Here is a 20,566-nt window from a genome sequence, read left to right as displayed (position 1 = left end):
TGTGGTGTTTATTATTTTTTTGGAGCTTCTTTGAGTAATTCCACTTCAAAAATTACTTCGCTATTTGGAGGGATAACGTTTCCGCCACCACGACTTCCGTATGCTAATTCTGCTGGAATGAAGAATGTGGCTTTATCGCCAAAACTCATCATTTTCAAACCTTCCATCAATCCTGGGATGAGTCCGCCTTGCGCTAAGGTGAGTTCAATCGGACGATAGCCATTCATTTTAGCTCTATTTTCATCGAATTTACCCCAAGTTTTACTTGTTTGCTCGTCGCTCGACTCAAACATAGTCCCGTCGGGTAAGTAACCCGTAAAAGGTATAAAAACGCTTTCAGTATCCGTGGGTTTTGTGCCGTTCCCTTTAGTGATCACATAGGTTACGCCACTTTCGGTTTTAGAACCCGTTGCTTTCAAAGCGGTTAAACGCTGTGCTGTCGACGAGATCAAGTCTTTGTATTGCTCGCGGTACACGCGTTTTTTCTCGTCTTCTTGTGCCTGTTTTTGTTTGCGAATTTCTTCTTGCTGCTTGCGAGCTGCTTCTTCGGCTTCCGCAGCTTTCTTATCTTCGTCGGGTTTCGAAGCAAAATAATCGCTCATCACTTTAACGGCATCAAATGATTTAGCAGCTGTTCCAACGCGACGAATCTTTACTTTTTCGATAATATCGTTTTGTTCGATTTTATTCACAACGTCTTGTCCAACCTGAACTTCGCCAAAAACCGTGTGTTTTCCGTCGAGCCAAGGCGTTTCTTTGTGAGTAATAAAAAACTGACTTCCATTAGTGCGCGGTCCGCTGTTTGCCATCGATAAAATACCCGCTTTGTTGTGCTTTAAGTCGGTGATTTCGTCTTTAAATTTATAACCCGGACTTCCGCTACCCGTTCCTGTCGGGTCGCCACCTTGTATCATAAAATCCTTAATAACACGGTGAAATTTAAGTCCGTCGTAAAAAGGTTTATTTTTTAGTTTTTCGTCGGTTACCCAAGTATTCGTTCCTTCTGAAAGGCTTACGAAATTAGCTACGGTTACGGGAGTTTTATCGTAGGCAAGCTTTAAGGTAATTGTTCCTTTGTTTGTTTTTATGTCTGCAAATAATCCATCGCCAGCGGCTGGTGTCGGAGTTACTGCTTTTTTAGCAACCGTTGTTTTTGCAGGTGCTTTCTTTACGCCGGGTTTACCACCTTTTTGAGCATAAAGGTTAAATGAAAAAATGAGTAATAAACTTAAGATACTTGATTTCATAGTTTAATTTTCTCCCTTACTCTTTTCGCGATTGCCGGGATTTTCAGGATTTGTCCCGTTGTTGAATTTATTTTACAATTTCAATTTCAAAAACTAAGTCGGTATTTGGCGGAACTACATCTTTTCCAGCTGCTCCATATGCCAAAGCCGCAGGAACAAAAACAATTGCTTTTTCGCCGTACTTCAATTGTTCCACACCTTCAATAAAGCCAGGAACCAAGCCCACTTTATTTCCGTACTGAAACGGAATAGGAGTATAGCCGTTTTGGATTTTACGATTCTGATCGAACATGCCGTATTTCTTTGCGACCTCTTCAACACTCGAATCCAAAAGTATGCCATCGCTGAAATACGCACCGTAGTGAATATTGATTACGTCGCCCGCTTTCGGTTTCTCTCCCGTTGATGATTTTACAATGTAATATTGTACGCCCGAAGGTAATTTTTTGCCTTTTGCTTTTGCGTTAGCGAATTCCTGAAGCGTTTTCTCGATTACGGCGGCGAATTCTTTTTTGTAACGAAGTTTATTTGCAGCTTCTAACTCGGCACGTTTTTTTGCCTCATCGCCCGCATTTGCCATGTATTTTGAAAATTCTGAAACGGCGTCGAAACGTTTAGCAGACTCGCCTTTACGGATAATTTTAATCCCAATAATTCCGTCGTCTTGAACAATTTTGTTTACGACATCCATACCTTCGCCAACTACTTTACCAAAAATGGTGTGTTTGCCATCAAGCCAAGGTGTTGCTACATGAGTGATGAAAAATTGTGAACTGTTGGTTCCTGGTCCTGAGTTTGCCATCGCTAGTAAACCACCGTTATCGAAACTAAACGGAACTTGTTCGTCTTTAAACATATATCCAGCATCGCCACTGCCGTTTCCAAGCGGATCGCCGCCTTGAATCATAAAGTTTTGAATCACGCGGTGAAATTTAAGTCCGTCGTAAAAAGGTTTACCCTTCTTGTCGCCTACAACAAATTTATTGGTTCCTTCGGCTAAAGTCACAAAATTAGCAACAGTTACCGGAGCTTCTTTGTAAAACAAGGTCGCTACAATTACGCCTTTTGTAGTGGTAATTTCGGCGTATATGCCGTCTTCTAAATCAGCGTACTTATCAGTGCACGCAAACAGCGTAAATAAAAGTGCAAAAGAAATTAGTTTCTTCACTGTTTTGGAGTATTTGGATTAGTGTTTACTTGTGTTTCAGGTTTAAAATCGTGTAGCATTACGGTACAAGCAATGGTTGTATTTGGACCAATTCTTTTGGTATCGCCTCTAAAACCGTATGCCATGTGCGAAGGAAATAAAAATGTTACCACTTCTTTTTTCTTCATCAGTTTTATGCCGTCGCGCAGGCCCATTAATATATTTTGTTTATCCACAGCATATGTTTGCGGACGCAGCTCAACTTCTGAATAAATCACGTTGCCGTTTAAATCGGAAATAGAATAGTCGAAATACGCAACATCGCCTTTCTTGGGTTTAAGCGTATCGTTTTGGTTTTTATTTTCATAAAAGTACCAATATCCTTTGCTGCTCGCGAGGTATTTAATCTTCGGATTGCTTTTGATTACCGAATCGATAGCCGCTTCCTCTCGACCAACGAGTTTTTTATTGCGTTCAACCGACTCGCGCATAAAAGTTCCCGAAGTTCGCGAAACGGGCATTCGAGCTTGTTGCTGCGAACAGGCCGATACAACCAGTAGGATTAGGAGGCTCAATATGTATTTTTTCATGATTATATGTCTAAATTTAAGACCAGTTCTTCAAATTTTTGTATCGTTTCTGCTAAGCTAACGTTCGATTTTCCGCCTGCCGCATTGATATGCCCGCCGCCGTTAAAATGTGCTCTTGCAAACTGATTCACATCAAAATCGCCTTGCGAACGAAACGATATTTTAATGATTTTTTCATCCGTGTGTTCAATAAAAATCGCTGCAAATACAATGCCTTTTATCGACAAGGCCAAATTTACTAAACCTTCCGTATCGCCTTTAACATAATTAAACGCATCTAGCTCGGCTTGCGACAATTTCGTGTATGCCGTTTTCTTTTCGGGAAATACCTTTAAATTCTGCAAGCTGCGCCCCATCAATTGCAAGCGGTCGGCCGAGAAATTATCATGAATGTTCGAATAGATTTTAGCGTGATCGATGCCGGTTTGCATCAAATACGCAACGGCTAAATGTGTGCTAGGTTTTGTTGCAGCAAATCGAAACGAACCGGTGTCGGTTACAATTCCCGTGTATAAACAAGCGGCAACGTCTTTGTTCACGTATTCTTGCCAACCTAATCCAACAGCCAAATCGTATATCATTTCGCAAGTCGATGCATAACCCGTGTCTGAAAACGTGATTTGTGCGTATGTATCGGGCATTTGGTGGTGGTCGACCATCACGTAAAACGCCGATTTGTTTTTCAGTGCGTGTTCCATATCGCCTGCACGGTGAAATGCATTAAAATCGAGCGTAAAAATGGTATCGCAGCTGTTTAACAGTGCCGTGGCAGCTGAATTTTGTTCGTCGAAAACAACTACGCGTTCCGATTCGGGCATCCATGCTAAAAATTCGGGATAGCGATTGGGTGTGAAAATTTCGATTTTATGTCCGAATTGCTTCAATAAATGATATAAACCGAGCGATGAGCCCATAGCATCGCCATCGGGACTTTTATGGGTTACAATACCAATTTTCCCAGGATTGGCGAGCTGTGTACGTAATTTCTCTAAAAGCGCTTCATTCATGCGACGAAAATACAACTTAAACGCACTTTTTAGACGTTTTGGTGAATTTGGATTAGAAAAAATTAACAAATCCAGTCTTGTCTAAAAGAGTTTTTTAGTTTTTTTGGGTGTGTCGGCGCTTAACGTATTTTTGTACGTCAAAAGATTTCAGCTTCGCACAACGATTTACTTTAATTAAAAAAAGTGCTAGCGCCGTCACGTGCTCCACTTTATCTTTTTGGCAAATTTTTTGTGGAAATTACAATCGCCAAAAAGGATATCGTTCCGCCCGTTCACACGGAAAGAGTGCAAGGGTGAAAAAATTCAAAAAAGTAAAAAAATGGAAATAGAAATAAGAAACTTTACCTAATTAATATTGTCACACATCAGCAAAGTCCGCAAATTCTTTCCCTACTTAACTATGTCACCTCTGTGCCTATGTGGTCCACGGAACTAAGTTGGTGAGAAAGTAGGAAAAGAAGAAAATTCAAGAACGCAAAAGAGTGAAGACCGGTATCCAACCAAGAACAACTATGTTCGTTACACCCGTTTTATCCGTAATTTCTCTACCAAATTCCAATCTCAAATCTACTTCACAACCGTATTCCTTATATTTGACCAAATCTTCAACATGGCAGCAAATACTTTCGGAACTCTGCTCACGCTTACTACCTTCGGCGAATCGCACGGCGAAGCCATCGGTGGTATTCTCGATCACGTTCCGGCTGGTCTGACAATCGATTTTCAAGCTATTCAAAATCAGATAAATAGACGCCGACCCGGACAAAGCCAGTGGGTTTCCCCACGAAACGAGTCCGACGCCATTACTTTCCTGTCCGGTATCTTCGAAGGGAAAACCACCGGAACTCCCATCGGTTTCATCATTCCTAATGCCGACAAAAAATCGGTTGATTACGACAAGATTAAAGACGCATACCGACCTTCACACGCCGACTTCACCTACGATAAAAAGTACGGTTTTCGCGACTACCGTGGTGGTGGCCGAAGTTCCGCTCGTGAAACCGCCGTACGCGTTGCCGCAGGTGCCCTAGTCGAACAACTCTTGCCAAACGTGCAGATAACCGCTTACGTGTCGCAAATCGGTTCCATTAAAACCGATTCGTACCAAAATTACGTCACAAGATCCCTGGTCGATCAGTCCGAAATTCGTTGCCCCGTTCCCGAACTAAGCCAACAAATGCTCGAATTATTAACCGATCTCAAACAAAAAGGCGATAGCGTTGGCGGCGTCATCGATTGCATTGTAAAGGGCGTCCCGGCTGGACTCGGAGAGCCGATTTTCGACAAATTACACGCTGCTCTTGGTCGCGCCATGTTGTCCATAAATGCCGTAAAAGGATTCGAAATCGGCAGCGGTTTTCAAGCAGCAAGCATGTTTGGTTCTGAGCACAACGATACTTTTCTGACCGACGGAACTACCATTACCAATCACTCCGGCGGGATTCAAGGCGGAATTTCTAACGGTATGGATATTTGCTTCCGCGTAGCGTTTAAGCCCGTTGCAACCATCATGCAAGATCAAAAAACGATAAACGCCCTGGGCGAAGAAGTGGTATTGGAAGCTAAAGGTCGCCACGATCCTTGCGTCGTTCCCCGCGCCGTTCCCATCGTCGAGGCTATGACCGCACTAGTTTTAGCCGATTTTTATCTCTTACAAAAAATACAATCTTCCATATAATGAGGCAGCTATTCCCGCTTTTCGCTACAAGTGCGCAGCCCCTTTTTTACGCTTGCAGCGCTTTTTTTAGGCTTCCTTCGGTCGCCCGCAAAAATCGGCAAGCTGTAAAAACAGGCTTTGCGCGCTTTTCGCTGCAATCGGGGCTGTTGCAATCGTAACCAAACTATCATGACACAAGAAAAAAAGCCGAGCGTTTTCGCTAATCTCACCGTACAAATTCTTATCGCAATGATTGCCGGTATCGGTTTGGGAATCTTCGTTCACCAAAACTTCGATCCAATTGCAGCCAAAGATTTTAGTAGTTACATCAAAATCTTGGCAACGATTTTTATCCGCTTAGTGCAAATGATCATTGCACCACTTGTTTTCACCACGCTAATCGTAGGTATTGCTAAGTTGGGCGACATCAAAGTGGTTGGTCGTATTGGTGGTAAAGCACTGGGTTGGTTTTTTACTGCCTCACTCATTTCATTGCTAATTGGTATGATTTGGGTTAACGTACTCGAACCCGGCGCCGGATTAACACTCGGAAATATCGATACAGCTTCTGCGTCCGAAGTATCAGCAAAAACAGCCGATTTCTCTGCACAACACTTTATCGAACACATCATACCAAAAAGCTTGTTCGAAGCCTTGGCAACGAACGAAATTTTGCAAATCGTTGTGTTTTCAATTTTCTTCGGACTCGCAGCGGCTTCCTTGGGCGATTATTCAAAACCGATCATCAAAGCACTCGATACGGCTTCACACATCGTTCTTAAAATGGTTAACTACGTCATGAAGTTCGCACCAATCGGCGTTTTTGGAGCGATTGCCGGCGTATTTGCCGTACGCGATTTCAGCGAACTCATGCTAACTTATGCAAAGTTCTTTGGCTCATTTATGGTCGGAATCGGCAGTTTGTGGGTAGTATTGCTCCTAATCGGTTTCTTGTTTTTAGGCACCCAAATGAAGCAGCTGCTGCAACGCATCACCGGACCTTTGTTTATTGCGTTTGGCACCACAAGTAGCGAAGCTGTTTTTCCAAAATTAACCGAAGAACTCGAGCGTTTCGGCATCAAAGACAAAATCGTTTCGTTTATGTTGCCTTTGGGTTATTCGTTCAACCTCGATGGCAGCATGATGTATATGACTTTTGCAGCGATTTTCATAGCACAAGTTTACGGCGTTCACCTCGATACACCCACGCAGTTAACCATGCTGTTGGTGTTAATGCTCACCAGTAAAGGTATTGCGGGAGTTCCGAGAGCAAGTTTAGTTGTTGTGGCAGCAACCTGTGGTATGTTCGATATTCCTGTTGAAGGCATTGCACTTATCCTACCCATCGATCACTTTTGCGACATGTTCCGCAGCGCCACTAATGTCTTAGGAAACGCTCTAGCTACAGCAGTTGTTGGTAAATGGGAAAAGGATTAATCGAACGCACCTTAAGCTATTATTTTGTAACGTAAGTTGGCGTCGTCGATCCCGCAAACTTCTTTTTTACCATACCATTTGTATCGATTCTTGGCCACGTAATCGTAAACAATGTTCGCTAATCCCGTGGGTATAATGCGGAATATTCCCGCCAAGGAGAAAATACCTCCCAGATTTTTTGCGATTTGCAGCGCTGCGGCCGACTTGTAGTAATACGCCACATGAGGCTCGTATAAAACAATGCTATCTATCTGCCGATTGTCAATGCCGATGTGCTTTAAAATTTGTTGTCCAAAATCCGACTGTAACGAAGCAAATCGAAATTCATCTTTTTTGTCGTGAGTAATGACATATCGAACAGCCGAATCGCATAAGGTGCAAACACCGTCAAACAAGATTAACTTTTTCCCTTGCGGAATTCTTGAAACTACACTTTCGCTCATTTTTTTGCTTCTACCAATTCTAACAAATCAACTGCCACTTTCGAGGTAAAGACACCGTAATTTACTGTGGCTTTGGTTTTTTCAATACTGTCTATTACCCCAACTGCTCGACCGTCGTGCATACGTACGCGATCGCCAATTTTTAAAACAGCTTTTGGTTTTTCAACGATTTCTTTCTCTTTCTTCGCTTTCTTTTCCTTTCGAATCTCGTCTACTTTCACGGCAACTTCGGCGGCTGTTTTTTCCTGCTTTTTCTTTTCGACTTGTAAAATCTTCGGCGCAATTTTCTTGCGTTTCGAATTCTCTACTTCAACCAAACGTACCAATTCGCCAATAAGTTCTTTACGATTCTTGGAGTTAAAGTACTTAAGCGCTAAATCGTCGACCTTCTGACCAATGTAGATCAGTTTCTGATTCTGGTCGTACAATTCTTGATAGCTTTCGAGCTTTTGTTTGATACGCGCGTTTATCGATTCGAGCTTTTCGCTTTCCTCGCGTTTTTTCAATTCAACTTCTTTTAAACTCTGCGCAGTTTGCTCCATTTTTGAGCGCTCTTTTTGAAGCGTAGCAATGGTTTTGTCGAAACGAACTTTCCCAGATTCGATTTTCTTTTTCGCACGATTGATCAAACCGTATGGAATGCCGTTTTTCTGAGCTACTTCAAAGGTGAACGAGCTTCCGGCCTGACCGATAACCAATTTGAACATTGGCTCCAGCGATTGCTCATCGAAAAGCATGTTGGCGTTTGTTGCTTCGGGAAGTTCATTGGCGAGCATTTTCAAATTGGCATAATGCGTAGTGATGATTCCAAAAGCATCTCGATGGTAAAATTCTTCCAGAAAAGTTTCGGCCAACGCACCACCCAATTCCGGATCGGAACCAGTTCCAAACTCATCGATTAAAAACAGCGTATTCTTATTGCATTTACGCAAAAAGTAGTTCATGTTTTTGAGTCGGTAAGAGTACGTACTCAAATGGTTTTCAATGGATTGATTGTCGCCAATATCTGTTAGAATTCGATCGAATAAAAATGTAGAACTGCGTTCGTGCACGGGAATCAAAAATCCGCTTTGCAACATCAATTGCAGTAAACCAATTGTTTTCAAGGAAATGGTTTTTCCTCCTGCATTCGGACCTGAAATAACGATGATTCGATTCTCTTGCGTCAACTCAAAAGTTTGCGGATACGTAACTTTCTTTTCAGCCAAATTATTCAGAAATAAAATAGGGTGGTAGGCCTCGCGAAAGTAAACACGCCGACTCGTATTATCGATTTCGGGTAGAATGCCATTGATTTTACGTGCATATTTGGCTTTGGCAGCAATCACGTCGATATCACTCAAAAAGTCTTGATACGCACCTAAAACTTCCCCGAAAGGGCGCAACTGAGCGGTGAGTAACAGTAAAATTCGTCGGATTTCTTCGCGTTCTTCAAATTCTAAATTGGCTAATTCACGCGAGTATTTGTAAGTCGATTCGGGTTCAATGTAAGAAATGCTGCCGGTTTTGGACGTTCCTAAGATGGCACCTTTTACCTTTTTTCGATACATGGATAACACGGCAAGTACGCGCCGATTATCCACAAAACTCTCCTTGATGTCGTCTAAATATCCCAAACTGTTGTATTGGGTGAGCGCCATACCAAAACTCTGATTCACTTTTCCGCGAACCTGTTGCATATTCCGGCGAATTTCCACCAAATCCGGTGAAGCATTATCGCGAATTTCGCCATACTTATCAATCACATTATCAATAAGTTTCGCGATGTCTTTTGAAATAGTTATTTCACTGGCTTTTGCTGCTAATTCCGGATAATAGTCTTCGAATTTCTTTAAAAAAGTTACTAATGTTGCCGCTGTTTCTGAAATCGACAAAAACTTTCGAAAGCTGCTTACTTCCAGCATGCTGCCGTCGATATGTAGCATTTTTAAATCAGACACAATGCTTTCAAACCCGTGATTGGGAATGGCGTTGTTGTTATCGAACGAGGAGCGGTATTCTGATGTATGTTGTAAAGCTTTTAGCAGCTCGAGTTTATCAGCAATTGGTGTAACTTGCAACGCTTTCTCTTTTCCGATCTCGGTATTGCATTTCTCGGCAAGTGTTTCGAGTATGGTTGGAAATTGTAAATCGGTTATGGTTTTTGGGCTTATAGATAGCATTCGCGTTTCCTCGTATTTTTTAACAAAGATACGGCGATGCAATTAATAACTTTATGCTCTTTTAAGAAAGCATTAGCATCAGTTTAAGTTAATCGGAAACCAAAATTATGAAGTTGAGTATACATCCGCTGTGGCGCGAAAAGTTAGAGCACGAATTTGAAAAACCGTATTTTGTACAGTTGCTTACTTTTCTCAAGCGCGATTACCGAATTTACCACTGTTATCCACCTGAAGCAGAAATATTTGCGGCCTACGATTTGTGTCCGATCGACAAAATTAAAGTGGTTATCATCGGCCAAGATCCGTATCATGGAGAAGGTCAGGCAAACGGATTGTGTTTTTCGGTAAACGATCGAATTCCACCACCGCCTTCTTTGGTAAACATTTTTAAAGAATTACACAGTGATACCGGACTTCCCATTCCAAAAAGTGGAAACTTACGTCATTGGGCCAAGCAAGGTGTGATGTTACTCAACAGCACACTAACGGTTCGCGGAGGAACTGCGCACTCGCACTCTAGGAAAGGATGGGAAGAGTTTACTGATGAAACCATTAGAATCATCAATGAGGAAACGGAACAAGTTATATTCTTGCTGTGGGGAAACTTTGCGAGCAAGAAAGCCAAATTTATTGATCGAAAGAAACATTTTGTTTTAGAAGCCGGACATCCTTCGCCATTAAGCGCAAATAACGGCAAGTGGTTTGGGCACAAGCATTTTACCAAGACCAATGAAATCTTGGTTTCGCTCGGAAAAGAACCAATTAAGTGGGTGCAATAAGTGCACTTAATTCAGTGTTAGCGCGCCAAGAATTTCTTCAGACATAAAAGGTCCGCCGGGAAAGCGTGCCGTGTAATCGAGATTAAGCCAAATTTGTCCGCGTTCGTCGACGTGATAATGGATTTCTTTATTTCGCGATTCTTCAGCAAACAATACATTTTTGATTAGATAGTTCGCTTGCTCAAGATCGGCTTTTTTTCCGATAAGCATTTCAGGATAAATATGTCCGCCAGTATGTATCAATCGCGGTGTTCCACCAATAGCACGAATGCAAGCCGCCATCAAAATGGCATGATCGTCGCAATCGCCCGAAAAATGTACGAGCGATTCGCTGGCACGTGCAATGTACTCGGTGTTTTTTGGGTCGTTAACGTAATTCCAGCGGTTTCGAATTTCTTTAAAAACGGCGAAACATTGAATCATTCTTCGGTCTTTGTGATATCCTTTCACGTCTTTAAAATGCTTCGTGGTGGCGTAAAGTGCGAAGTTTCGAACTTTCGGATTGTTAAATTCAATGGATTCTAAAATCTGGGATTTATTTGGAAAGGGGAGAAGTTTAGCGATAATCACATCTTGCGGATTCGGATTATCGGCCATGCTGTACATCATTGCGCGATAATCTTCTGCAACAGCGTTAAAACCGTAACCGCCGATTACAGTACCAAAAAGTAGAATAAGTAAGTAAACAAAAATGGCAATAATGATGATGGTTCGCAGCGCGCGAAGCAACAATTGAAAAAGGATAACAATGATGAGGAAGAGAAAAACTTGATCGAGATGAAACGGCCATTGCGGATCGATAATATTCTGATGCACAATAATAAACACGGGAATTGTGAGTAAGATGTTGAGCACGAAAATAATAATCGAATCCCACGGCTTGGGAAGTTGCAGCTTGCTTTTCAGTTGTTGAAAATTGATGTTGACGGAAGTGGACATCAGCTGCGCTCGATTTAAGAAATTACCATATCCTCAAATGTACCTTTTTTATCGATGATGTTAAATGAAACGAGTTGATTTTGAATTTTGTTTAACGTTTCGAGAGTAATTTGCTCCTGCGACCATTCGGTTACCTGAAGCCAATCGCGCACTTGTTCCAAATCTAAATGAAAGCGATTCGCAATATCTGCTTCAGCAGTAGGTCGATTTTTAAAAGTCGATGTATAACGATTGATGACAGCTAAAACAGTTTGTAAATCGGTTGGATTTTCAGCAGCAAATTTGGTATTTACGGCAATCACGAAACAAGGCCAAGGCGATGCGCAAACACCTAATCGTCTGAAGATTTTTTGATCGACCAATGGTTGTGTCATGAATTGTTCCCACATAAAGTAGTCGGCAGTTCCGTCAGTTAAAGCGGTTACGGCTCCGTCTATCGTATGAACGATTTCAAAACGCAGGTTTGTCTCATCCCAGCCCATATTTGTGGCGTGTACAAAGCTCATCAATTCTGAACCTGAACCTTTTCTAGAAATTGCGGCGACAGTTCCTTTTAAATCGGTTTCCGTTTGAAATTTTGATGCATATCCTACATGAACGCCCCAAAGTAGTGGCGTTTTGGTGTACCACTGAACCAATTTTGCCTCACCGCCGTTCAAAATGTGTTTGCAAATTCCTTCGGTGAGAAGAATTGCCAAATCGGTTTCTCGTGAATCGAGCATTTGGCACATTTTTCCTGTACCTTCTTTAACAGTAGTAAATTGCAAATCAATACCTTGTTCTGCGAAAGCGCCGTCTTCTAATGCCAATAAAATAGGCGTATTAAAGTGTTCGGGAACTCCAGCGAGCGTTACTTTTTTCATTGCTTGGCGAGTACGGCTAAAACTTCTTGAATCAAATTTTCGATAGCTTCTTCCGGATTTTCACTGAAAGTACCGTTTGCTCGATTAGCAATAATGGCGTTGAGTGATAAAGCTTCATGTCCGAATAAGGCCGAAAGTCCGTAAATCGCTGCAGTTTCCATTTCTAAGTTAGTCATGGGAATGCTCTCATATTCAAAACCTTGCAATTTTTCGTTGATGGTTTTATCGGCTGGCGTTAAGCGAACTTCGCGTCCTTGCGGTCCGTAAAAACCACCTGCCGTTGCCGTAATTCCTTTTTTAAACTTTGGATTATCGAACCAAGAAAGCAATTCGTCGCTGCAACTTACCGCGTACGGTTTTCCTTTTTGCAAATCCCAAGCTGTATGTTGAACGAAACGGTCGGATAAATCTTCCAAAATTTGATCATTCAAAACGTAAGAACGCAACATATTGTCGGTTCCAACGGCAAAGCGCGATACCACGAAGGAGTTCACGGCAATATCAGGCTGCAAAGCGCCGGAAGTTCCTACGCGAATGATTTTCAGTTTTTTAAGATCGGTTTTTACGGTACGTGTTTGTAAATCGACATTTACCAAAGCGTCGAGTTCGTTTAGCACAATATCGATATTGTCCGGACCAATACCTGTACTTAAAACTGTAATTCGTTTGCCTTTGTATGTTCCGGTTTGTGCTTTAAACTCGCGTTTTTGTGTTGAGAATTCAATGTGATCGAAATACCGTGTAATTTTTTCCACTCGGTTCTGATCGCCCACAAAAATAAATGTGTCTGCAATATGTTCGGGCAGTAAATTTAAGTGATACACACTGCCATCCGGATTTAATATTAGTTCTGAGTTTGCTATCATAATTATCCTCCTACACGTTTTACTTTAAATCCTTTTTCTTTTAGTTTTTGCATTATCTTATCTCGGTAATCGCCTTGAACGATAATAACATGATCTTTTACACTTCCGCCAACGCCTAAAAATGTTTTGAGTTCTTTGGCTAAAATTTTTAATTCGGCTTCGCTGCCTTCATAGCCTTCAATGAGCGTGGTTGCCGCGCCTTTCCGCTTTTCGTATTTACAAATCAGCGGTTCTTTTTGTAATTGAATGCTTATGCTTTCAGGTTCCGATTTTTCCTCGGGTAAGGGTTGGTGATCGGGAAACAGTTTTTTGAGTTGTTCTTGTAAGTCCATAAAAAAGAAGAGTGCGAACGCTAATTCGCACTCTTTTTCGATTAAGTTTTACATTATTTTTTGATCAATCCTAATTCTACCAAACGCTCATTCAGGAAGTCGCCAGCAGTAATATCTTCGTAAAGTTTTGGATTGTTTTCATCGATGCAATTTTCCAAACAATTCAGTTTCATATCGCTAACTGGATGCATGAAAAACGGAATGGAATATCTTGATGTTCCCCACAATTCGCGCGGCGGATTTACCACTTGATGAATCGTTGATTTCAGTTTGTTGTTGGTATGTCTCGAGAGCATGTCACCCACATTAATCACAAGTTCGTCGTCTTCTGCAATAGCGTCGATCCACTCGCCGTTGTGGTTTTGTACTTGCAAGCCTTTTCCTTGCGCACCCATCAGTAAAGTGATCAAATTAATATCGCCATGCGCAGCTGCACGTATCGCATTTTCAGGTTCTTTAGTAATAGGTGGGTAGTGAATCGGACGAAGAATGGAGTTGCCTTCGTAAGCATATTCATCAAAATACTTTTCGTCGAGTCCTAAGTGCAAAGCTAAAGCGCGAAGCACATAAACGCCTGTTTTTTCAAGCATTTTGTAGGCTTCTTTTCCGATTTCATTGAATTTAGGAAGTTCTGTAACTTCCACGTTGTCTGGATATTCATCTTTCCAGCGTGAAGTTTCATCGACATACTGACCAAAGTGCCAGAATTCTTTTAAATCGCCTTCTTTTCTTCCTTTTGCGTGTTCTTTTCCAAAGGAAACATAACCGCGTTGTCCGCCAATTCCAGGAATTTCATACTTTTCTTTCACTTCTACGGGAAGTGCAAAAAACTGTCGAACTTCGCTGTATAAATCGTCTACCAAACGATCGTCTAAAAAGTGCCCTTTTAAGGCAACAAAGCCAATTTCTTCAAAAGCTTTTCCGATTTCATTTACAAATTTTTGTTTGCGTTCCGGGTTCTCCGAAAGGAAATCACGCAGGTCAACACTTGGAATGTTTTGCATAGTCTTTTAAAAATTTCGATAATCGAGCCGAAGCTCTTAAACAAAGATAGTATTTTCAGTATTTGAAGCAGCATCAGCAACCGAGTTTTTCAATCGGTCAGCATAAAAAATCGCTAATTTACCGTGTTAACTACATCGATTGAAGTGGATAAAATACCTACTTTTACGCTCGTTAAAAAACGACTCAAAACCCTATGCACTTCGATAGAAAAACGCTCAGCGATCAAGAATTAATTTCCCTTTATAAAAGTTTATTGCTTCCGCGAATGATTGAGGAGAAAATGCTCATTCTTATTCGTCAAGGTAAAGTTTCCAAATGGTTTAGTGGCATTGGTCAAGAAGCTATTTCCGTGGGAATTGCGTCGGTTTTAGATGCAGATGAATACATTTTGCCGATGCACCGAAATTTAGGAGTGTTTACTACGCGTAAAGTTCCGCTGCAAAAGTTATTTGCACAATGGCAAGGAAAACGCTCGGGCTTTACTAAAGGACGCGACCGCAGTTTCCATTTCGGAACGCAAGATCACAAAATTATTGGAATGATTTCGCACTTGGGTCCGCAAATGGGTATTGCCGACGGTATTGCTCTTGCGCACAAACTTCGCAAAGAGAAGAAAGTAACCGCAGTTTTTACCGGTGAAGGTGCAACTTCGGAAGGCGATTTTCACGAAGCCTTGAACATTGCATCTGTTTGGAAGCTTCCCGTTATGTTCGTTATTGAAAACAACGGCTACGGATTGTCTACACCAACCAACGAACAATACAATTGCGAACATTTAGCCGATCGCGGTGTAGGTTATGGAATGGAAAGCTACATTGTCGATGGAAACAATATCTTAGATATTTACCATTTGTTGAAAGATTTGAAGCACTCGATGATGGAGAATCCGCGTCCGGTGTTGCTCGAATTTAAGACGTTTCGCATGCGCGGACACGAGGAAGCGAGCGGAACCAAATACGTACCACAAGAGCTAATGGATGCTTGGGCCGCGAAAGATCCGGTTGCTAATTTTAAAAAATACCTCACAGATAATGCTGTTTTAAATCCGGATTTAGAAGCAGAAATCACAGCAGCTTTAAAATCTGAAATCGATACCAATTGGCAAGCTGCTATTTCGGAACCTGATTTTGAAGCGGTTTTGGAAGAAGAATTAGACGATGTCTACAAACCATTTGAACTGGCGGTTACAGCACCGGAAGCTGAAATGAAAAACATTCGTTTTGTAGATGCCATTTCTGAAAGTTTGTCGCAGTCGTTCGAACGTTTTCCGAATTCGGTTATCATGGGACAAGATATCGCCGAATACGGAGGAGCTTTTAAAATAACCGACGGTTTTGTTGCGAAATTTGGAAAAGAACGAATTTTAAATACGCCCATCTGCGAAAGCGCCGTTGTAAGTGCCGGCATGGGCTTAAGTATTAACGGATACAAAGCGGTGGTAGAAATGCAATTTGCCGATTTTGTTTCCACAGGGTTTAATCCGATTGTGAATCTACTTGCGAAATCGCACTATCGTTGGGGCGAACATGCCGACGTTGTGGTGCGCATGCCTTGCGGCGGAGGCACTCAGGCTGGACCTTTTCATTCGCAAACTAACGAAGCTTGGTTTACAAAAACTCCGGGACTTAAAGTGGTGTATCCTGCCTTTCCATACGATGCAAAAGGATTATTAAACACCTCGATCGCTGATCCGAATCCTGTAATTTACTTTGAACATAAATTACTGTATCGATCTGTTTATCAAGATGTACCGACATCCTATTACACCATTCCTTTCGGAGAAGCAGCCACACTCCGCAGCGGAAACAGACTTACCGTTTTAAGTTTTGGCGCCGGTGTTCATTGGGCTTTGGAAATTATCGATGAACTGCAACTAACAGATATTGAAGTTATTGATTTACGCACCTTACAGCCGCTCGATACAAAAACGATTTTCGAGTCGGTTAAGCGAACGTCTCGTTGCATCATTCTTCAAGAGGATTCTATTTTTGGCGGTTTTGCAAGCGATTTATCGGCAATGATTATGGAAAATTGTTTCCAATATCTGGACGCTCCCGTAATGCGTGTGGGCAGTTTGGAAACGCCGATTCCGTTCACCAAAGTGTTAGAAGATCAGTATTTACCAAAATCGCGCTTTAGAATGCAAATTCAAGAGCTTATAGCATATTAACAGTGGAAATTGCAGGATACATCGCCGCCGTTTTAATCGGAGTAAGTTTAGGTTTACTCGGTAGCGGCGGAAGTATTCTATCGCTTCCTGCACTAATTTTCTTCTTTGGTCTAGAACCTATTTTAGCAACAACTTATTCGCTGTTTATCGTTGGAGTGCCAGCGATTGTTGGAAGTGTCAAGCAAATGTTTGCCGGAAATATCGTTTGGAAAAAATTGTTTTTATTCGGAATTCCTTCGAGTTTAGGTGTCGTTGTTGCACGGTCTTACGTTTTGCCAAGTATTCCTGAAAACATGCTATTTGCAAGTCTTTCCATTAAACGGGGCGATTTGCTGGTGTTTCTCTTTTCGTTGTTAATGCTTGCAGCGGCTATGCTATTGTTGCGAAATAATAAAGGCGCTCGAACGCAGCGAACATCAGCGCGAATTTTGTTGGTACTCGGATTTCTAATCGGGTTTACAGCAGGATTTTTGGGCGCTGGCGGCGGATTTCTAATAGTACCCGCTTTACTTTTCTTTGGAGGATTGACATTCAAAGAAGCTACAGCAATGAGCTTAACGCTAGTTGGTGTACAATGTTTAGTCGGTTTTATAGCCGATTTATCGCAGATGCTAATTCCCGACCTGCAATTACTGATCACATTTACGACATTAACACTCGTCGGAATGCTTATCGGATTGCGCTTTCAATCGCGAGCCGACGTTTTCTTCCTCAAGAAAATCTTGGCGTTAATTATCCTAGTAATCGGACTCGTCTTACTACTGAATCTATTTTTCTCGTTCTAAAACGGCGCGCTGCATCGCAGTTACCACATTACTTTTTACCGTCGGAATTTCGGCTGTACCGCTGCCCGATAAATTAGCTTTTGATTCATCGTAGGAAATCAGAGAAAAGTACATTTTGCCGTCTTTGAGTTCGTGGAAATCGACAATACGCATTTTATCAACTTCGAAACTGCTAATCGTGGTATTTCCGAAAACAGCAAGATCTAAGACGATTTTATTCAATTCATCGATTTCATACAAACCGCGACTTTTATCTTTCGCGCGGAGCAGATAATTTCGCACGTCTTTGTGATTGTAAATAATTGTCCACGACCATTCACCTGCTTCATCAGTAGTTCCAATTTTTATTTCCATCGGAAACTTTGCTTGCACGGCACCAGACGCGGGCGCAATAATCTCTAGTTCACCTTTCCAATTTCCAATCCAACTTTCTGGAAATGAATTTTGTGAATAACCAAAAATGCCAGTAAGCAGTAAAACAAAAAGCAAAAATTGTCTCATAATATTACTCCGCTAACATGTCTAGAATTTTCTCGATAATGTCATCTGCCGATGGTTTTGAGAAATAATCGCCATCGGTTCCGTATGCAGGTCGGTGGTGTTTAGCCGTTAGTGTTTGCGGTTTGCAATCGAGAAAACGATAGGCATTTTGATCTTCAACTATTTTCTGCAAAATATAAGCCGAGGCACCTCCCGGAACATCTTCATCTACAACCAATAAACGATTCGTTTTTGAAACACTTGCTCCACAAATGTGCGTTAAATCGAAGGGTAAAAGCGATTGTAAATCAACAATTTCTACTTCTATACCTTGTTCAGCAAGTTCTGTGGCTGCAGCTTGTACGAGTCGTAAGGTCGAGCCGTACGAAACAACAGTGATGTCTTTTCCTTCGCGTAATACTTCTGCAATTCCGATTGGTGTTGTGTATTCACCCGGATTTTCTGGAAGTTGCTCTTTTAATCGATAGCCGTTCAAACATTCAACAACCAGTGCAGGTTCGTCGGCGAGCATTAACGCATTGTAAAAACCGGCTGCTTTGGTCATGTTTCTCGGAACCAAAACGTGAATTCCGCGCACCGCATTGATAATCATTCCCATGGGTGAGCCTGAATGCCAAATGCCTTCCAAACGGTGACCTCTAGTACGAATAATCACAGGTGCTTTTTGCTTTCCTTTGGTACGGTATTGCAAGGTAGCAAGGTCGTCGCTCATGATTTGAATCGCGTAAAGCAAATAGTCCAAGTATTGGATTTCTGCGATAGGTCGCAAACCACGCATCGCCAAACCAATTCCTTGTCCGAGAATCGTAGCTTCGCGAATACCAACGTCGGCTACGCGGTGTTCGCCAAACTTTTGCTGCAATCCTTCCAATCCTTGATTTACGTCTCCAATATTTCCCGAATCTTCACCAAAAATAAGTGCCTGTGGGTATTTTGTAAAAAGTGCGTCGAAGTTATCGCGCAGCACAATTCGTGCATCTACAGTTTCTGCATTAGCATCTAAAATCGGGGCAATTTCAGGGACTGATGCAATGTTTTTATCGCTTTCCGAAAACAAATTACTGCTAAAAAGCAACTGGCATTTTTCTGCGTAAGCAACAGTCCACGCGCGTAATTGCTCGTTATTGGCGCCAGTTTTACGCAGTATTTTTCGCGCCAAGCTTAAAATATCTTTTCGAATAGGTTCGCGCGTTGCTTTCAGATCGGCGATATTGTCAATAAGTTCCTGACTCAAACCAGGCATTTGCGTTACGATTTCTAAAAGTTGCTGAACCTCAGCTTTAATCGGATCTAAAAACGATTTCCAAGCTTGTTTTTTACCTTCTAAAACGTCTTTTTTTATGTCCGATTCTAGGGCGTCTAATTCTTCAGGATTCGCAATATTGGTTGCAATCATCCACAAACGCATCTGGCGAATACAGTCGAATTCTTGTTCCCATTTTAAGCGTTCGGCCGATTTATAACGCTCGTGCGAACCGGAAGTTGAGTGTCCCTGCGGCTGCGTTAATTCCTGAACGTGTATTAGTACAGGCACGTGTTCGGTTCGCGCTATGCGTGCGGCTTCTTCGTACGTTTTAATCAATGCGGCGTAATCCCAACCTTTAACGGTTAAAACCTCGAAACCTTTTTTCGATTCGGTGCGCTGAAAACCGGCTAGAATTTCGCTAATACTTTCTTTGGTAGTTTGGTGTTTCGCGTGTACCGAAATGCCGTATTCGTCGTCCCAAACGCTCATAACCATAGGCACTTGCAGTACTCCAGCGGCATTTATGGTTTCGAAAAATAAACCTTCCGATGTGCTTGCGTTTCCGATGGTTCCCCAAGCAACTTCATTTCCTTGGTTTGAAAATTTCGAAGCTTCGTCCCAGTCGGTTAATTGGCGGTAGTATTTTGAAGCTTCTGCTAATCCGAGTAATCGCGGCATCTGACCCGCGGTTGGCGAAATATCAGCAGAAGAGTTTTTTTGTTCAGCGAGTTTTTTCCAATTCCCGTTTTCGTCGAGCGAGTGTGTAGCAAAGTGGCCGCCCATCTGACGCCCGGCGCTCATCGGCTCTAGGTTTAGGTCGGTATTTCCATACAATCCAGCGAAGAAAGTTTCAATATTCAAAACACCAATGGCCATCATAAACGTTTGGTCGCGGTAGTATCCCGAGCGAAAGTCGCCATTCTGAAAAGCTTTTGCTAAAGCGAGCTGCGGAACTTCTTTACCGTCGCCAAAGATTCCAAATTTAGCTTTACCACTCAGCACTTCTTTTCGTCCTAACAAGCTGCATTCGCGACTGGTAACGGCCAATTTGTAATCGTCTAAAACGGCTTTTTTGAAATCTTCGAAAGATAGGGTTGAAGCGTGTTCTAATGCTGTCATATTCACAGGTCTTGAAAAAACAAATGTAACGAAAAGCGGTATCTGTTAAAAGCGAAAACGTTGTAATTGCAGTTTTGTCCCCGATCGAAATTAGATTTTGCAGAAATAGTTCTCTGAATGTTAAAAAGCTACGAGATTTTAGTATTTTAACTACTTGTTTTATTGAGGCTTGTCGCTAAAATCGGCAGGAAATCACGAAAAGTATACTAAAAAGTTTTGTTTTTAATTTTTTGGGCGCGCCGGCAAACGAGTCGTCGCTGCGCAAAAGTGG

At 42.0% G+C, this 20,566-nt stretch carries 18 protein-coding genes; 5 read left to right on the top strand and 13 right to left on the bottom strand.

Annotated features, from left to right (window positions below):
• Positions 1-11 precede the first annotated feature (11 nt).
• The 4 genes from CHX27_RS08645 to CHX27_RS08630 all read right to left on the bottom strand — a co-directional run bounded on the left by CHX27_RS08645 (position 12) and on the right by CHX27_RS08630 (position 3,991).
• Positions 12-1,247: a peptidylprolyl isomerase gene (locus tag CHX27_RS08645; RefSeq protein ID WP_094486371.1), complete on the bottom strand. Its 1,236-nt coding sequence runs from the start codon at positions 1,245-1,247 to the stop codon at positions 12-14.
• 67 nt (positions 1,248-1,314) lie between these two features.
• Positions 1,315-2,415 carry a peptidylprolyl isomerase gene (locus CHX27_RS08640; RefSeq protein WP_094486370.1) on the bottom strand — a complete coding sequence of 367 codons (1,101 nt, stop codon included), beginning with the start codon at positions 2,413-2,415 and terminating at the stop codon, positions 1,315-1,317.
• Complete coding sequence (gldI, locus tag CHX27_RS08635) at positions 2,412-2,984, bottom strand: gliding motility-associated peptidyl-prolyl isomerase GldI (protein ID WP_094486369.1); 573 nt, start codon at positions 2,982-2,984, stop codon at positions 2,412-2,414. Before gldI ends, CHX27_RS08640 begins: the two co-directional genes overlap by 4 nt.
• Before the next feature lie 2 nt (positions 2,985-2,986).
• Positions 2,987-3,991: a DHH family phosphoesterase gene (locus CHX27_RS08630; protein WP_094486368.1), complete on the bottom strand. Its 1,005-nt coding sequence runs from the start codon at positions 3,989-3,991 to the stop codon at positions 2,987-2,989.
• Positions 3,992-4,601: 610 nt separating this feature from the next.
• Here CHX27_RS08630 and aroC point away from each other — a divergent pair.
• A complete protein-coding gene (gene aroC / locus CHX27_RS08625) occupies positions 4,602-5,669 on the top strand; it encodes a chorismate synthase (protein WP_094486367.1) in 1,068 nt (355 codons plus the stop codon).
• A gap of 168 nt (positions 5,670-5,837) precedes the next feature.
• Complete coding sequence (locus CHX27_RS08620) at positions 5,838-7,085, top strand: dicarboxylate/amino acid:cation symporter (protein ID WP_094486366.1); 1,248 nt, start codon at positions 5,838-5,840, stop codon at positions 7,083-7,085.
• An 11-nt stretch (positions 7,086-7,096) separates the two neighbouring features.
• On the opposite strand, the gene CHX27_RS08615 is transcribed toward CHX27_RS08620, so the two are convergent.
• Entirely contained in the window at positions 7,097-7,528 is a 432-nt protein-coding gene (locus CHX27_RS08615) for a thiol-disulfide oxidoreductase DCC family protein (protein ID WP_094486365.1), read from the bottom strand.
• The gene (locus CHX27_RS08610; RefSeq protein ID WP_094486364.1) at positions 7,525-9,690 is read right to left on the bottom strand and encodes an endonuclease MutS2; all 2,166 of its coding nucleotides are present in this window, start codon (positions 9,688-9,690) and stop codon (positions 7,525-7,527) included. The genes CHX27_RS08615 and CHX27_RS08610 overlap by 4 nt, the downstream gene beginning before the upstream one ends.
• Positions 9,691-9,797: 107 nt before the next feature.
• On the opposite strand from CHX27_RS08610, the gene ung reads away from it, so the two are divergent.
• Complete coding sequence (ung, locus tag CHX27_RS08605; RefSeq protein WP_094486363.1) at positions 9,798-10,469, top strand: uracil-DNA glycosylase; 672 nt, start codon at positions 9,798-9,800, stop codon at positions 10,467-10,469.
• A 6-nt stretch (positions 10,470-10,475) separates the two neighbouring features.
• Here the strand turns inward: ung and CHX27_RS08600 are convergent, their stop codons facing one another.
• From CHX27_RS08600 to CHX27_RS08580, 5 genes are read right to left on the bottom strand one after another with little or no spacing between them, the layout of a single operon-like run.
• On the bottom strand, positions 10,476-11,408 hold the full coding sequence (locus tag CHX27_RS08600; RefSeq protein WP_094486362.1) for a transglutaminase-like domain-containing protein: 933 nt from the start codon (positions 11,406-11,408) through the stop codon (positions 10,476-10,478).
• Positions 11,409-11,422: 14 nt separating this feature from the next.
• Positions 11,423-12,271 (bottom strand): substrate-binding domain-containing protein, encoded by an 849-nt coding sequence (locus CHX27_RS08595; protein WP_094486361.1) that lies wholly within the window; start codon positions 12,269-12,271, stop codon positions 11,423-11,425.
• Positions 12,268-13,137: a nucleoside phosphorylase gene (locus CHX27_RS08590; protein WP_094486360.1), complete on the bottom strand. Its 870-nt coding sequence runs from the start codon at positions 13,135-13,137 to the stop codon at positions 12,268-12,270. The genes CHX27_RS08595 and CHX27_RS08590 overlap by 4 nt, the downstream gene beginning before the upstream one ends.
• A gap of 2 nt (positions 13,138-13,139) precedes the next feature.
• Positions 13,140-13,469 carry a translation initiation factor gene (locus CHX27_RS08585; protein ID WP_094486359.1) on the bottom strand — a complete coding sequence of 110 codons (330 nt, stop codon included), beginning with the start codon at positions 13,467-13,469 and terminating at the stop codon, positions 13,140-13,142.
• Between the two features lie 53 nt (positions 13,470-13,522).
• Positions 13,523-14,473 carry an isopenicillin N synthase family dioxygenase gene (locus CHX27_RS08580; RefSeq protein WP_094486358.1) on the bottom strand — a complete coding sequence of 317 codons (951 nt, stop codon included), beginning with the start codon at positions 14,471-14,473 and terminating at the stop codon, positions 13,523-13,525.
• A gap of 194 nt (positions 14,474-14,667) precedes the next feature.
• Between CHX27_RS08580 and CHX27_RS08575 the strand changes: the two genes are divergently transcribed.
• Complete coding sequence (locus CHX27_RS08575; protein WP_094486357.1) at positions 14,668-16,644, top strand: alpha-ketoacid dehydrogenase subunit alpha/beta; 1,977 nt, start codon at positions 14,668-14,670, stop codon at positions 16,642-16,644.
• A 2-nt stretch (positions 16,645-16,646) separates the two neighbouring features.
• Positions 16,647-17,429 carry a sulfite exporter TauE/SafE family protein gene (locus CHX27_RS08570; RefSeq protein ID WP_165764474.1) on the top strand — a complete coding sequence of 261 codons (783 nt, stop codon included), beginning with the start codon at positions 16,647-16,649 and terminating at the stop codon, positions 17,427-17,429.
• Here the strand turns inward: CHX27_RS08570 and CHX27_RS08565 are convergent.
• Together CHX27_RS08565 and CHX27_RS08560 are read right to left on the bottom strand one after the other, a co-directional pair.
• The gene (locus CHX27_RS08565; protein WP_094486355.1) at positions 17,412-17,930 is read right to left on the bottom strand and encodes a hypothetical protein; all 519 of its coding nucleotides are present in this window, start codon (positions 17,928-17,930) and stop codon (positions 17,412-17,414) included. The genes CHX27_RS08570 and CHX27_RS08565 overlap by 18 nt on opposite strands.
• A 4-nt stretch (positions 17,931-17,934) precedes the next feature.
• Positions 17,935-20,295, bottom strand: a complete 2,361-nt coding sequence (locus CHX27_RS08560; protein ID WP_094486354.1) for an alpha-ketoacid dehydrogenase subunit alpha/beta — start codon at positions 20,293-20,295, stop codon at positions 17,935-17,937.
• Between the last annotated feature and the right edge of the window lie 271 nt (positions 20,296-20,566).

Source organism: Flavobacterium aurantiibacter, from assembly GCF_002251775.1.
Taxonomy (GTDB): Bacteria; Bacteroidota; Bacteroidia; order Flavobacteriales; family Flavobacteriaceae; genus Flavobacterium; species Flavobacterium aurantiibacter.
Note: the sequence above shows the minus strand (reverse complement) of the source record. Positions and strands in the feature narration are given on the sequence as shown.

Coding starts and splice junctions, on each gene's coding strand:
- CHX27_RS08620 (WP_094486366.1), top strand. CDS start 5,838: ATGACACAAGAAAAAAAGCCGAGCGTTTTCGCTAATCTCACCGTACAA.
- ung (WP_094486363.1), top strand. CDS start 9,798: ATGAAGTTGAGTATACATCCGCTGTGGCGCGAAAAGTTAGAGCACGAA.
- CHX27_RS08565 (WP_094486355.1), bottom strand. CDS start 17,930: ATGAGACAATTTTTGCTTTTTGTTTTACTGCTTACTGGCATTTTTGGT.
- CHX27_RS08595 (WP_094486361.1), bottom strand. CDS start 12,271: ATGAAAAAAGTAACGCTCGCTGGAGTTCCCGAACACTTTAATACGCCT.
- CHX27_RS08585 (WP_094486359.1), bottom strand. CDS start 13,469: ATGGACTTACAAGAACAACTCAAAAAACTGTTTCCCGATCACCAACCC.
- CHX27_RS08560 (WP_094486354.1), bottom strand. CDS start 20,295: ATGACAGCATTAGAACACGCTTCAACCCTATCTTTCGAAGATTTCAAA.
- CHX27_RS08615 (WP_094486365.1), bottom strand. CDS start 7,528: ATGAGCGAAAGTGTAGTTTCAAGAATTCCGCAAGGGAAAAAGTTAATC.
- CHX27_RS08630 (WP_094486368.1), bottom strand. CDS start 3,991: ATGAATGAAGCGCTTTTAGAGAAATTACGTACACAGCTCGCCAATCCT.
- gldI (WP_094486369.1), bottom strand. CDS start 2,984: ATGAAAAAATACATATTGAGCCTCCTAATCCTACTGGTTGTATCGGCC.
- CHX27_RS08600 (WP_094486362.1), bottom strand. CDS start 11,408: ATGTCCACTTCCGTCAACATCAATTTTCAACAACTGAAAAGCAAGCTG.
- aroC (WP_094486367.1), top strand. CDS start 4,602: ATGGCAGCAAATACTTTCGGAACTCTGCTCACGCTTACTACCTTCGGC.
- CHX27_RS08575 (WP_094486357.1), top strand. CDS start 14,668: ATGCACTTCGATAGAAAAACGCTCAGCGATCAAGAATTAATTTCCCTT.
- CHX27_RS08610 (WP_094486364.1), bottom strand. CDS start 9,690: ATGCTATCTATAAGCCCAAAAACCATAACCGATTTACAATTTCCAACC.
- CHX27_RS08645 (WP_094486371.1), bottom strand. CDS start 1,247: ATGAAATCAAGTATCTTAAGTTTATTACTCATTTTTTCATTTAACCTT.
- CHX27_RS08580 (WP_094486358.1), bottom strand. CDS start 14,473: ATGCAAAACATTCCAAGTGTTGACCTGCGTGATTTCCTTTCGGAGAAC.
- CHX27_RS08590 (WP_094486360.1), bottom strand. CDS start 13,137: ATGATAGCAAACTCAGAACTAATATTAAATCCGGATGGCAGTGTGTAT.